The organism is Cesiribacter andamanensis AMV16, assembly GCF_000348925.1.
Lineage (GTDB): Bacteria > Bacteroidota > Bacteroidia > Cytophagales > Cyclobacteriaceae > Cesiribacter > Cesiribacter andamanensis.
The window spans coordinates 12,762-26,599 of the sequence record NZ_AODQ01000011.1 but is presented as its reverse complement, the minus strand read 5'-3'; the positions used below and the strand labels follow the sequence as shown (position 1 = coordinate 26,599).

The 13,838-nt window shown below is 55.1% G+C and carries 8 protein-coding genes; 6 read left to right on the top strand and 2 right to left on the bottom strand.

Annotated features, from left to right (window positions below; translation table 11 throughout):
- Positions 1-42: 42 nt before the first annotated feature.
- The 6 genes from ADICEAN_RS03460 (at position 43) to ADICEAN_RS03435 (ending at position 7,927) form a co-directional block, all read left to right on the top strand.
- Positions 43-480, top strand: a complete 438-nt coding sequence (locus tag ADICEAN_RS03460; RefSeq protein WP_152426304.1) for a hypothetical protein — start codon at positions 43-45, stop codon at positions 478-480.
- A 156-nt stretch (positions 481-636) separates the two neighbouring features.
- Positions 637-1,680: a S1 family peptidase gene (locus ADICEAN_RS03455; protein ID WP_009194136.1), complete on the top strand. Its 1,044-nt coding sequence runs from the start codon at positions 637-639 to the stop codon at positions 1,678-1,680.
- 159 nt (positions 1,681-1,839) lie between these two features.
- A complete protein-coding gene (locus ADICEAN_RS03450; protein ID WP_009194135.1) occupies positions 1,840-2,229 on the top strand; it encodes a hypothetical protein in 390 nt (129 codons plus the stop codon).
- A gap of 226 nt (positions 2,230-2,455) precedes the next feature.
- Positions 2,456-7,066, top strand: coding sequence for a T9SS type A sorting domain-containing protein (locus tag ADICEAN_RS20885; protein WP_009194134.1), 4,611 nt, complete (start codon positions 2,456-2,458; stop codon positions 7,064-7,066).
- 71 nt (positions 7,067-7,137) lie between these two features.
- Positions 7,138-7,359 (top strand): hypothetical protein, encoded by a 222-nt coding sequence (locus ADICEAN_RS03440; protein WP_009194133.1) that lies wholly within the window; start codon positions 7,138-7,140, stop codon positions 7,357-7,359.
- Between the two features lie 172 nt (positions 7,360-7,531).
- Positions 7,532-7,927: a hypothetical protein gene (locus tag ADICEAN_RS03435; protein ID WP_009194132.1), complete on the top strand. Its 396-nt coding sequence runs from the start codon at positions 7,532-7,534 to the stop codon at positions 7,925-7,927.
- 131 nt (positions 7,928-8,058) lie between these two features.
- Here ADICEAN_RS03435 and ADICEAN_RS03430 read toward each other — a convergent pair whose 3' ends face one another.
- Positions 8,059-10,566: an outer membrane beta-barrel family protein gene (locus ADICEAN_RS03430; RefSeq protein WP_161622658.1), complete on the bottom strand. Its 2,508-nt coding sequence runs from the start codon at positions 10,564-10,566 to the stop codon at positions 8,059-8,061.
- Positions 10,567-10,949: 383 nt separating this feature from the next.
- Positions 10,950-13,256: a SprB repeat-containing protein gene (locus ADICEAN_RS03425; RefSeq protein WP_161622657.1), complete on the bottom strand. Its 2,307-nt coding sequence runs from the start codon at positions 13,254-13,256 to the stop codon at positions 10,950-10,952.
- Positions 13,257-13,838 lie beyond the last annotated feature (582 nt).

Here is a 13,838-nt window from a genome sequence, read left to right as displayed (position 1 = left end):
TGGCCCAGCTATGCCGATCTGCTCACAGCCCTTTTTGTAGTGATGATGGTGCTCTTTGTTTTGAGTTTCAGGCTTTTTCGCCAGCGGGAAGAGCAGCTGGAATTATGGGCCACCAACTACAAAAAAATTAAAGAATTGGAACAAGCCTTACATAGGTTGGATGAAAGCCCTTATTTCGAGTTTCAGCCCCAAAATCAGCGCTATGAGCTTATGGTGCCGGTTCAGTTTGAACAGTGGGGGTACCAGATACCTCAAAAATATACCAAAAACTTAGTAGAAGCGGGCAAACAGTTACAAGCCCTGCTGGAGGAGGCAGACCGGGCCTCTATTGCGAATGAGCTGGATGTGAAGTACCTTGTTGTTGTAGAAGGAATGGCGGCCCGCGATCCAAAAAATCAGGAAATCAATCAGGACCCGGAATTTATTCAGCGTACGTATCTATTAAGTTATCAGCGGGCGCTTGCGCTCACCACCCTCTGAATAAGGGCATCATCTTTGATAAAGATAATTTTGAGGTGATCATTGCAGGAAGCGGAATTTGGGGCAGCGGTCGCCATGGCACTACGGAAGAAGGAAAGAACAGGAGGTTTCTAATCCAGATAATCCCCAAAACGGGGCAATTACAGCAACGGGAGCATGAAGAATTGGAGAACTAGTTGGTTGGCAGGTCTGTTTGCACTAGGAGCAGTAGCCTGCAGTACAGATTTTGAAGACATCCCGCACTATGTGGTGCAGGTAGAAGACGGTAATACCCTTGTGCTGAAAAGCGGCAAAAAGGTGCATCTGATTGGCGTAGAGCCCAGCAGTGCCAGCCAGGAGTACCTGGAAGACAAGGCCCTGCACAACAAGGTACGGGTGGTGTTTGACCGCAGCAACTACCCCAATACCAGCGAGGCCCAGGAAGTATGGGGCTACGCCACCGTAGATGGCCTGCACCTGAATGCACAGATCCTGCAGCATGGCCTGGCCTCTATGAATGATGCCTGGCTCACCGACAGCCTGCGGGTATTCTCTTCCTATTCTACCCTTACCACCCACCGCCCCTCTGAAAACATACCCGAAGCCGGGCCGGTAAAAAAATCGCTCAAACCCATTACCACCACCCCGGTAAAGACCGAGTTCTCCAGCTTTGCCGATCTGGTGGAGTATGCCGAGCAGTGCGTGTTTCTGGTGCTGGGCCGCGATGAAAAGGGCAAGACCGTAAGCCAGGGTACTGGTTTCTTTCTGCAGGAAAACGGCCTGTGCGTAAGCAACTACCATGTGTTTGAAGGCGGTACCGAGTGGATGATCCGTACCGCCAATGGCAGCCGCTACCGCGTTACCGATATCATTGCCAAGGATAAGAACTACGATTATATTGTGTTTAAGGTAGACCTGGCCGAGGGCGAGGAATACCCCTTTCTGAAGCCTGCCTCCAAGACCCCCCGCAAGGGTACCGATATCTTTGTGCTGGGCAATCCCCGCGGGCTGGAAAGCACCATTACCCGCGGCATTGTATCCGCTGTGCGGGATCAGGGCATGAAGGAGGCCGTAATCCAGATTGATGCGGCCATCTCCCCGGGTAGCAGCGGCAGCCCGGTGATGAATATGGAAGGCGATGTGATTGGCATAGCCACCTACAAGGCCCGCGATTGCGAAAGCTGCAACTTTGCCATGAATGTGCAGGTACTTGGCTTCTAGAATAGCCTACCGTAGATACGTGCAAAAGCCAGCCTATAAAGCTGGCTTTTTGCCTGTAAAAGGCTAAACCATTCGCCCCTTTTTGGGGTTATACATAAATAAGGCCTATTAAACGAGGCCTTGTCTGAAAGGTTTAGGTGCTATTTTACTTTTTAGTCTATGAACGAACGTATTAGAAAAAAGCTGATCCAGATTGCCCGTCTAGATGAATCTCCCATATCCTATCCCAATCTGGTGTACCAGATGAGCCTTGGATTGAACCTGGAAAGCAATCATGAAAAGAACATGCTGGGAGAGATTTTGAATGAGATTAGCACAGAAGAGTTTAAGCAGGGCAGACCCTTACTGAGTTCGCTGGTAAAAATAAAGCCCAAGGGACAGGGCGACACTTTCTTTAAGATGTGTGAGAAGGTAGGCCTGGGCCAGTGGAAGGAGCTGAAGCGCGATCCGGACTTTCTGGAAAAATGCCGGCAGGAGTGCCGGGATTTTTGGATGAATGAAGAAAACTACGAAAAACACCTCTACCCGCAGAAAGAAGCAGTAACTTAAAAGGCTAGCCAAAAGGAAATACAAAGCCGGTGCAAAACGCACCGGTTTTTTTTATGCTGCCTGATCAGTGGCCAAACAAAGATCTGTTTCCGGAAAAGTGGCTGGTAAATGGCTGATTGTGTGGTGGTAAGAATTTTAGCCGCATTGGTAACACTTGCTACCGCAAGCGGGTATATAAGGGTGAAAGCTTCACAGAGCTGTATGAATAGTGCAAAAGAAGAAGCCTATGCAACTACATTTACACACCCCCCCGGCGCAATCCCCCTCCTTTCTCTCCCTTACCTTTATCTCCTTTTTGCTACTCCTTTCACTGCGGGCGCCTGCGCAGATCCTGGTGCAGGATTTTGAGAGGCTGGGCTCGCTTTCTGAATTTTCGCAGGCCACTAATCCCTCTGCACAGCAGGTAAATGTGCTGTTGCAGACCTCAACCGATGGCAACACCACCTTTTCGCTGGCCAGCCTGCAGGGCCGACGGGTGCTGCGCCTCAGCAAGGAGAGCAACAATCAGGTATACTGGATCAAAGATCAGGGGTTTGAAACCCCTGCCGTCATGCGTCTGCAGTTTGACCTGAGCACATCGGCACCCGGACTTGGGGCCGGGCAGACGGTATCGTTCGGCTCCTTTTTTGTGGGGCGGGATCTTTCCCGCGACCGAAATTTTCCTGAATACGCCCGCCGGTTTGCGTCCGTTGAGCTTCGGTGGGCGGGGCCAGACCGCTTCCGCATCGAGAACCGGGTTAACAATACGGCAAATGGCGGCCATACTGCGGCCAGTGGCACCACTATCAGCATCTTTCTGAATAATTCCGGAGGGGCTTTTACCTATCTGGCGCCCAATGGCCTGCCTGAGACAATACCCCATCAGGGGGTAGATATCTGGGCAGGACAGGCCCTGGTGGTCAACGATGCGCCTGCACAGGCAGCCGTTCAGGCAAATCCCGCCCCCCTGCAGGAGATCAAGTTCGTAACCCGCAATACCAATGCCACCGGCCTGGCCGATTTTGATAATTTTCTGATAGAGTCCGTGCCTGCCTATATACCCCCTCCGGCCCTTAATCCGGCTGGGGGCACCTACACGGTAGGGGTTGGTGGGGATTTTAGCAGCCTTACCCGCACAGGGGGTGTTTTTCATGCGCTTAACCAGCTGCAGGCAATCAATGGGCCTTTTGTATTTGAGGTGATCAGCCACCTGCCCGATGAAACCGGTGAGCATGCCCTCAATGAACTAAGCGGCGCCAGTGCACAACATACCATCAGCATCCGGCCCAGGCCCGGCAATACGCCCTATCAGATCAGCGGCAGCAGCGATGTAGCCAGAGGGGCCCTTATCCGGCTCAACGGGGCCGACTGGGTGCGGCTTGATGGCCGCAGCAGCACCAACGGATCCAGCGGCCTGCAGGTGCCAGAGGGCCTGCTCTTTCGCAATACGGGTACTGCACCAACCATAGGTCTGGAAAGGGGTGCTACCCATGTGTACCTGGGCTACTGCCTGCTGCAGGGCCGCAGCAGCGATCCACAGCAGGGAGTGATTTTTCTGAATGGGACTGCCGGGGGTAATAGCCATGCCACTATTGAGTATAATGAAATTGGAGGCTATGAAGAGCAGTATCCGGTAAATGCCCTGGCCTCCCGTTCCGCAGAAAACAGCCCCAATGAAGCGGTGCTTGTGCAGGGTAATGAGTTCTACAGCTTTGGCGCCAAGGGCAGCGCTTCTCCCGATTATCCGTCCGAGCTGCTGCTGGGCCCCGGTTCCACCAACTGGACCATTGACCAAAATCACTTCTACCTGCGGCAGGCAACCTTTACCCATTCCTCGTCCGATGTCTTTAGCCTGCGGGGCATCCGCATTCTTTCCGGTACAGATTATACCATTCGTCAGAATTATTTTGGCGGACAGCAGCCCTTTGCCGGGGGAGCCCCCCTGCACATTATCACCACCAGCCCCCAGCAGGCCTATGCCAGCATACTGCCCCTAAGCTTTGAGTCGCCGCAGGGGGCTGCGCTGTTTGAGCATAACAGGATTGCCAACATTACGGCCGAAACCAGCGCCACACCGCTGGAAGGGGATGCGCTTGCCCTCTCGGCGGTAGCCTATGCCGGCAGGGTGGATTTTGTGAAGAACGAGTTTTATGGGCTTACTGCCATTTCTACAGGGCAGGCCAGTGTGCTGCAGGGCGGCTACGCCATTATCCCCATCCAGTTTCGCAACCGGCCGGCCCTGCAAACGGCCGGCTCGGTGGTGGGCAATCGCATAGAGGGGGTACTACTAAAGGGGAACCGGAGCGGGGCAGGGGGTAGCTATCTTACGTTCCGCGGCATATTCATAGATAGCCAGGCCAATGTGCCCGACATCCGGGACAATAGCATCCGCAACATAGCAGCGGATGTGAGCGGCCGGCTGGGCGCCGATCTGATTGGGATTGTGTACCGGGGCACAGCTGCGCAGGCCCGCATAGAGCGGAATATGATCTGTGATCTGCGCAACGGCAGCAGCTTTGGAGAGGCCGTTGCCATCAGCCCGCTGCTGTATGGGAGCACCGGCATCTATACCCAGCATGTGAGTGGCGGGCTGCTGATTGCCAACAACATGCTGGCCCTTGCCACTCCCCAGGCCCAAAGCACCACCTCCCTGCACGGACTGTATCTCAACAGCGCCGCCCAGCAGCCGGTAAAGGTTTACTACAACACCTTATATATGTATGGGCCGGGCAATGCCTCTGCCCGTACCAGCCACCTGCTGCGGCGGGAGGGCAGTGCGCCCATTGATATCAAAAATAATATTTTGCTGGATACCCGGGCCACAGAGGGGGTAAATTACCTGATCTACAGCCGCCTCAGCAGCGGAATTTCCTCCAACCATAACCTGCTCTACCAGGCCCGGGAGGTAGCACCCTATCCTGATTTTGGCTACATCGCCGGCAACTCGGCCGCCAATCTGCCGCAGTGGCAGCAGATGACCCTGGCAGCAGGGGGGCAGTCGCACGACCTGGCCTCCATCAGCCAGAATGTTGAACGCTACTTTGTAGATCCACAGGCCTGTAATTTGCGCATACTGGAGACCCTTTCACCCCAAAGCCCCACCATTGATGCCGGCACCGAGCTGGCAGACGTTGGCACCGATATAGACCAGGTGGTGCGCATCAATCCCGATATGGGGGCCAGCGAAGCCTTTAATGCCTGGATAGGGGTACAGGACAGCCGCTGGGACAATCCCGCCAACTGGAGCCGGGGCCAGGTACCGGATTGTGAGGCCAATAATCTGGTAGGTGTTTTGCCCAATGGTACCCGCATATGGGAGCAAACTGTGCGTTTTCAGCCCCAGATCACCAGCCCAAATGCCTACTATCGTAATCTGGTGGTGCTGGAGGGGGCAAGTGTTACCATCGGCTCAGCCAATGCACTGCTGCAACAGTGCGGGCTGCAAAACCCCCTTCTGGAGGGCATTACAAACCGGGGCGCCATTCAGTACACAGCCCCGGGAGAGATCCGGCTGATGGGGGTGCTGCGAAATGAGGGAAACTGGCAAGCAGGGCAAGGTACCCTTACCCTCAATGGAGCTGCCCGGCAAACCATCAACAGTACAGCAGAACTGGAGATCTGGAGGCTACGGCTGACCGGCGGGGGCGATAAACGGCTGGAGGAGATTCAGACCCTTTCTGTACGCCACTCCCTGGTGCTGGAAGAGGGGGTGCTCTATAGCTCTGAAGAAAGCCTGCTAAGCCTGGGCCCCGATGCTGCAGTAGACGGCAATCCTTCTAATACGGCTTATATATCCGGACCCATGCTTAAACATTTTAGCCGGGCCGAGGACTTCGTGTTTCCGGTGGGGGATGCCGGCCGGCTGGGGCAGGTGGCAGTCATCACCGAACAGGATCGCACTACCTCCTTCAAAGTGGCCTACCATGCTGAGGCAGCCCCTGTGCCTACTGATCCCGCTGCCTATCCCGCCGCCTTTGAGGAGGTGGCTCAGGTATCAGAGCAGGAGTACTGGACGGTACAGCAGCTGGGCGGATCGGCTGCAGCCCAGCTGGCCCTTTACTGGGATGAGCAATCGGGCATTGCAGAGGTAGCGGAAGAAGACCTGCTTGTAGCCCGCTGGAGCAGGGACGATAGCCGGTGGCGGGATGAGGGGAATGACGGAATGGAATCGGCTGCTGATCCCGAAGAGGGACGGCTACGGTCGGCACCGGGCCTGTCCAGCTTTGGAAACCAGGGGGGCGATCGGGGCATCTTTACCTTTGGCACCACCAACCCGCAGGCGCCCCTGCCCGTAACCCTCATCAGCTTTGACGCAGCGCTCAGGGGCAAGGACGTTGTGCTGCAGTGGCGCACGGCTACCGAAGAAGGTAACAGCCACTTTCTGGTGCAGCGCTCCCGGGATGGAGTAGACTTTACTACCCTGGGCAGCATCGCTTCCAAAGCGGCTGAGGGCAACAGCCAGCAGGAACTGGCCTACACCTTTAGCGATGTGGGCGTAGCCGAGGTGCTGGCCGGCCCGCTCTACTACCGCCTGGAACAGGTAGATATTGACGGCAGCCGGGAGTATAGCCCGGTGGTACTGGTGCAGCTGAGCAATCCCCACTTTACCGTAAACGGCATTTACCCCAACCCCTTCACCCACAACCTGGTAGTGAACCTGCAGGGCAGCCGGGATCAGCAGGTGCAGCTGCGGGTGCTCCACAGCGATGGCCGCCTGCTGGCAGAGCAGCAGTTGCATGTGCAGAAGGGAGAAACCATTATGCCCATTGGGCAGCTGCAGCACCTGCCGGCCGGCTTGTATGTGCTGGAAATTACCGCCGGCACCTATACCAGCCACCACCGGCTGGTGAAGAAATAATTTGAACTATTTGGCAAAAAGCGCTTTTCTTTCGGGAGAAGCGCTTTCTTTTGGGGATTAATTGAGAATACATGGCGATGGCATTTGATGCCCTGCGGGTAGGGCATACATACAGGATAACCAATTATGGCGAAACACGGGAGTTTACCGTAATGCGGCGGCTCTCTAACCAGAACTACCTGGTGAAGGACAGCATCAGCCTGGAGCAGTACGAACTGGCCGAGCTGGTGCGCTGGGGCATTGGCAAAGATTATGACCTGGATGAGATCAACAGCCAGGGCCATATTCGCTAGGGTAGCCGGGGCATGACACGCCTGCTGCGGCAGCCCCCGGGGTGCTATAGGCTCTGCTGCCTGGCTGCACGAAAAAAGTCCCGCTCTACAGGCAATAAAACAAGAGTTGCGCTTATCTTTTTATCCTTTAAACCCGTATAGCAGGCTAAGCTCCACCTTATTTCAATCGTGCATGCAACATTCTGAATTAGAAGAAGCCGCCCGGCTTCTGCAGCAGCATGGGGTGCTGGAAGAACAGCACCAGGCCCTGCTGGCTACCGCCAGTCAGCAGGATTTTTTAGACGCCCTCCACAGGCAGGTAGCCTATCTGCTGGAAAGAGACATGGAGCGCCTCATGCAGGCGCTTTACCGCATTGATATTCCCGATCATAAATTTCGGGAGGCCCTGCTGGCCGATAGTCCCTCACGGCAAATTGCCCATATGATCCTGGAGCGGGAATTGCTAAAAGTGAAGACCCGCCGCTGGTATGCCAGCCGCAGCACAACACCCCCTGCCGAGCAGCAGGACCCTATACCAGTATCGGGTCCGCTGGCAGAAATATCCCTGCTGGAAGTGCCACAGGCCTAAGCCAGGCCGCTCAGCCGGCAGCGGATATGCCATGGCTTGGGTGGTAGCTGGGCGTGCCCCTTATCGGACCAAAATAAAAGGGCCCCAGCCTGGGTATAGGCTGGGGCTCTTTTGTACCAGTGGCACGTTGCTTAAAACTCGCCCATTTCTTCGCCATTCCCTTCCTGACGTTCCTGACGATCCTGCCGGTTGTCTTTGCGGCTGGAGCGGCGGTCCTGATTCAGGCGGTAGTTGAAGTTAATGCTCACCGAGCGGCGGCGCCACTGGAATTCCGACTCGGAGGTAAAGCCGGTGCCCAGGCGCTCCATGCGCCATTTGCGGCTGTTCAGCAGGTCATCCACACTCAGCGAAATGGTGGCCTTGTTGTTGAGGATGTCTTTGCTGGCCCCCAGGTTGAGCATGTACATGGAGAGGCGGCGGCCCTGGGGCATATCCTGAGGTCCCATGTAAAAGAAGGTCTGCTGCAGGTTAAGCCCCTTGCCCAGGCGCATGCGGCTGTTGAAACGGGTCTGCCAGCCCAGGGTCTGCACCGACAGGTTTTCCCGGGTGGCCAGTTCCTGGTCAATGTTGCTTGCATTGGTGGTGGAATGGAACACGTTCAGGCTTTGGTTGATTGTCCACCACTTGTTCAGGTCAAAGGAGCCGACCAGCTCTACCCCCAGATCATCCCGGGTGCCCAGGTTGAGCGGCTGATTGATGATGGTAATGTTCTCCTGATCATCCGTGCCCTCGCCGGGGGTAGCTTCCAGCGTGCTATACCACTGAATGAGGCCTTCGGTATGGCGGTAGAACAGGCTACTGGTGAGCGACCCCTTGCTGAAGTTGCGCAGGTAGCCCAGTTCCATAGAGTGCGTAAACTCAGGGTCAAGGTTGGGATTGCCCAGGCGAATGTTGCGCGGATCGGTAAAGGAGCGGAAGGGGTTCAGCTCCCGGAAGCCCGGGCGGCGCACCCGGCGGCTGTAGCTAAGCTGCAGCGATGAAAGCTTGGAAAAGCTATAGGTCAGAAAAGCCGAGGGGAAGAGGTTCAGGTAATCCCTGGAGTTTTCTTCTCCCGTGGTTTTAAGTTCGGTATCAATCACACTGTACTCGGCCCGCAGCCCCAGCTGGTAGGAGAAGGGCTCATGCTTCATGCCCAGCTGGGCATAAAGGGCATAAATGTCTTCAACATACTCAAAATTATTGTTGAAACGGTCCATGGGGAAGTAGGTGCCACCTGAGAGGGAGTCTACCCGGTAATCGGTATTGATGCGGCGAAAGCTGTTGCGCGTACCCATTTCCCACTGGCCTTTGTCGCCAATGGGGTCTACATAATCAAACTGGATCAGGGTGTTTTGCTGGCTTTCGTCATTATCGGAGCGCTGAATGTCGGGCATGCGCGGGGCCGGCTCCCGGCCGGGCAGAAAGTAGCGCTCATTAAAATCGGCCAGTTCTTCTTCGGTACGCAGGCGGTACTGCACCGTACCGGTGAGCAGACGGTCTTTTTTATCAAAGGTTTTGCGGTAATCCAGGGCCCACTCCAGGTTCTGGTCCTGCTCGTTTTCTACTTCTTCCCGGAGGCTGAAGATCTGCAGGTTTTGGCCCAGCAGAAAGTTGTTGGTGAGGCTGGAGGTATTGACGCCGGGGCCGGTGCTGTACAAAAAGGATCCGGTAAGGGTATTGTGCTGGTTGAGGTACACATCGGAGCCCAGGCGGATGTTGTGCGACCAGCCCGTACGCATGCGCTCCCGATCCTGGTTGAGCCGGTTGTAGGTCAGGGGCTCTTCCTCATCTGACAGCGAGAGGATGCGCTGGCTGTCATAGCGGTTATTGGTGAAGCCGCCGCCCGGATTCTCCCGGTAGCGGGTGCTCAGGTTCACAAAAAAGTTGGCTGCCTTGCGGCGCACGTTGATGTTGGCGCCAAGGCCGTAGTTGTGGGGGTAGCCGGCGGTAACATCAAAGGAGCCATTGAGGCCATTTTTCTGGTTTTTCTTCAGGACAATGTTGATGATGCCGGCCATGCCCTGGGCTTCATAGCGGGCACTGGGGTTAGTGATCACCTCTACCCGCTCAATGAGCTCTGCCGGCAGCTGGCGCAGGGCATTGGCGCCGGTAAGGCCGCTGGGCTTGCCATCGATGAGGATGCGCACATTCTCACTTCCCCGCAGGCTTACATTGCCTTCGGTATCCACATTTACGGAGGGGATATTGTCCAGTACATCCGTAGCCGAGCCCCCTTTTACTGCCAGGTTGTCCTGCACGCTAAAGATCTTTTTATCCAGCGAAAGCTGCATTTCAGGAGCCTGGGCTTCCACCTCCACGGCCTGCAGGGTTTCTTCGGCTTCGGCCAGGGCTACATCGCCAAAGTTGTGCGCCGGCTTATCGGCGCTAAGGCTTACAGTGGGAAAGGTTTTTTCCTGATAGGACAGAAATTGAATTACCACCCGGTAGGTGCCATAGGGCAGCTCCAGGCTAAAGCGGCCATTATCGCCGGTGGTGGTGCCGGTAACCAGCTCGGAGCCGGTAAAGGCAGCCACGGTGGTAAAGGGAAGCGGTTCGCCCGTTTCGCCATCCAGCACCCGGCCGGAGAGGGTGCCTGATTGGGCATAGAGCGCGCCGCTAAGTATGGTCAGGAATAGTGTTAGTAAAAGATTCTTCTTCATTACAAAAATTTTGATCTGCTCAACAAACATAGACATCGTCCAGGTATAGATGCGTGCCGGCATTAAAGGTTTAACATTGATCTGAACTATTTTCCATCTTTTTTACATACACGAGCTGGCCTTTGGGCTGCAGCAGCCCGTATGGCAAACACGTGCCGGCTGAGGAAGGAGCAGAAAGAGTAGTACAGCCTAAAACAGGCCCTGACCGAAATGTAGCGTAGGTACAAAGGGACCGAAGCTAGGGAGTCCCTATGAAGTACTACGGTACTGAATGTAAACAAGTTGGCGCGTTGCTCTGCAGATCGCAAAACAGACCGGCCTTGCCAACAAAAAAAGCCCCGCCAAAACTGGCAGGGCTTTTTGCTAAAGTGGAGAATTGAGTATTATTCCAGGGAAATAACACGGCCTACCTGGTTGCCCTGATCCGTGCGAAGAATGTAGAAGAACAGTTGAGAACTTCTATTTTCCAGTCTGAATTCGGCCTTATAGGTCTGGCCGGCTTCCATGTCGCCTCTAAAGAGAACACTTACTTCCTTACCATCCATGGTGAATACCTCTAGCACACCTCTGGTTTTCACCGGTGAGCTAAACTCAAGGGTAGTTGCCCCCCGGAAGGGGTTGGGGTAGGTGCTGATGCGAAGCTCGGAATCCAGACCGGAACCAGCCTCTTTGCCGGGAAGAGTGCGCGCTGAAGTAGTAGCCGGTGTGCCCCCTAGCGGACAGCCGGCATTATTCAGGCCATCCAGGTAGGTTGCATAGGCTCCGGCGGTACCATTCAGGAATGCAGCGTTTACGCCCTCAATGATGGCACTGGTGCTTAATTCATAGTCTACATTAGGATGGCAGGCATTGAGCAGCGCAGCTACCGACTGGCGGGCCAGGTTATAGATGCCACCTCCCTGCAGGTTAAGTACCTGTAGGAAGGTAAGATTTCTAAGCCTTGCAGGGGCTGCCGTAAAGATGCTGCCGTAGACCGTTTCGGGTGAATAGGCATCACACCATCTGTCGGTATGATTTTTCCAGTAACCCAGCGTACAGCCTTCGGCAAGGCAGTTCATGGCCGGATTAATGGTAACCGATGCCTGAGCGGGGCACAGGTTGGCATCCCGCACATACACGGTATAGGCTCCGGCGGTAAGCTCTGTGAATACATTGCCCGGCTGCCAGCTGCTGTTGTCCAGGCTGTACTCCAGGCTGCCGGTGCCCCCGCTGGCCGTAACGGTAATGGTGCCGGTAGCGGGTCCGTCACAGCTAACATCGGTGGGTACCACAGCGGTGATTTCAACCGCCGAAGGCTCGCCAATGGGAATTGGGTCGGTGGCATCCATACAGCCCATGGCATCCCGTACAGTGATGGTGTAGGTGCCAGCCTCTACGGTAAAACTACTTTCAGACTGCCAGCTGCTACCCCCATCAATGCTAAATTCATAAGGGCTGGTACCTCCGCTGGCAGAGGCTTCCAGCGTGGTAGTGCCGCCATGGCAGGCAATGGTGCCGTGGGTGGCACCCGCCACCAGAGCATCGGGATCTCCAATGCTAATCACTACATCATCTCTGCACAAATTAGCATCCTGCACCAGTACGGTATGGGTGCCGGCACTTACTGTAAAGGCGGGATCGGGCTGCCAGGTAGTGCCTCCGTCTATACTATAGGCATAGGGCGGAGTACCCCCTGTAGCCGATGCGGTAAGGGTGGTGGTGCCGGCATGGCAGGAAATGGTGCCCGCCTCAGCATCGGCGATCAGGGCAGCGGGCTGGCCAATTGTAAGTGGGCTAGCGGCATCTGTACACTCCATGGCATCCTTTACCAGAACGGTGTAGGTGCCGCTGCTAACTGTAAATTCAGGAGAGGCCTGCCAGCTACTGCCCCCATCAATGCTGTACAGGTAGGGGCTTGTACCCCCTGTGGCCGAAGCGGTAAGGGTAGTGCTGCCGCCATGGCACATAATGGCGCCTGCGCTGGCACCAGCAAGCAGTTCATCAGGTTGGGAAACAAGCACTTCATCCGATTCGGCTGTACAGCCCATGGCATCTTTTACCAGTATAGTATAGCTGCCATCGCCTACGGTAAAGGCAGGTGAGGATTGCCAGCTGGCTCCGCCATTGATGCTATACTGATAGGGTGCTGTACCGCCGGTTGCAAGGGCAGTAAGCGTTGTGGTGCCGCCATGGCAGGCGATGGTACCTGCCTCTGCTGAGGCGAAGAGGGGGGTAGCCACCACAATTTCCTGCAGTGTGCCGCATTTTGGCGCAATCTTATCAGGATTTGCTTCGATGGCGGGGCACTGATTCCGGCCGATATCCGCAGCATCGGTCCAGGCCATGTAAATGTTGGTGAGCTTGATCTGGTCGCCGCATGTATAGGTAACCTCAAACGATTCAAAGCCTGTGGTGGTGCCACCGGGAAAGCCATCATCATTACAATCATTCACATCCATGGAAGAAACGAGGACTCCACCGCTCCAAATTTCCAGCGTTCCCCAAAAAGAGAAGGCGGTTCGGTGCGAGCCGGTTTTGTTATGGATCTGCAGCGAAAGCGTGGAGGTGATCGTTTGCCCTGGTTCGCAGGTAACGCAGCCATTGCCCACCACGCTGGCACCAATAATGGTCAGGTCTTGGGATACGCAGCGTTCCGGGGGCGGCAGTTGTGCTAGCGCGGCCCCAGCGCTCAGACTTACAATACAAAGCATAAGCCAGAGCCGTAACAGGGGCTGGGCCCAAATGGAAGTGTTGGATGAGGGGGAGGAAGGGCAACAGAAGCCCATCAGCTTAGGTTGGTGATTGTTTTTCATAGGGTGAAATGCTGACTTTAAAAAAATAGTGTTGAATGGAATTGGAAGGATAAGGCGCCGGTGCTCTGAAAAAAAAGGCACAAGGAGTCCGGGCCCCAAAAAAATGGTGCATTTGTAAGGCAAACGGCATACAGGGCATAGGCCTGGCAGCTAAAAGTAGTGCCAGAAACCTCAACATCGGGTCAGCGGGGGTAGAGCAGGCCGCCGGAGAGCGGGTCTTTCAGCGGGAGGTGGGGGAACAGGGATCGGTAGCGCATACGAAAAAAATTGGATAGGAGCTTATGCCATACGTAGGGCTAAAGTGTGTTTAGTATATAATGTTAAGGTACAGTATAATAAACTGATTGTCAATGGTTTTGATTTTAATTACTGAAGAATAATTTAAAAAAATATTGATTTAATTAAACGGTGTAGTTTAGGGAATGCAGACCCTGTTGCCTGGGGGTATTAGCCTAAAGCAGGGGCTGCTACAAGCAGGCT